Genomic DNA, 396 nt, shown 5'->3' on the forward strand with positions numbered 1-396 from the left:
CTTGTAAGAGAGTTAGAAATGAAAAAAGGTAAAGGTCACATTGTATTAACTGTTAAATGCAGGGGAGATTTTTTTGTCGAAAAAAGTCAAGCTGAAAAACATCTCCGCCAGCTGGAAAAGGCGATCAAAACAAATGTTGTGCTGGAGTTTATCCCGCATTAACGAGTATTATTTTTGAAATGCCGGCATGGTTTTTTGTGAATTGCTTAAAGGGTGTGTGAGGAACATGAACGATAAAAAGGACTTTAATGCCCCTTCCTATTACAACAATCGCGAGCTTAGCTGGCTGGCATTTAATGAACGCGTCTTGCAAGAGGCTTATGATGATCGGAATCCATTATTGGAGAGGCTAAATTTTTTGGCCATTTTCAGTTCGAATTTGGATGAGTTCTTTAT

General features: G+C 38.4%; 1 protein-coding gene. It reads left to right on the top strand.

The annotated features are described in order from the left end of the window. Nucleotides 1–226 precede the first annotated feature (226 nt). On the top strand, nt 227–396 hold a 170-nt coding region (locus AC2JF9_RS10170), incomplete at its 3' end, for a hypothetical protein (protein WP_500727526.1).

The sequence above is a fragment of the Lactobacillus sp. C449L genome, from assembly GCF_059900815.1.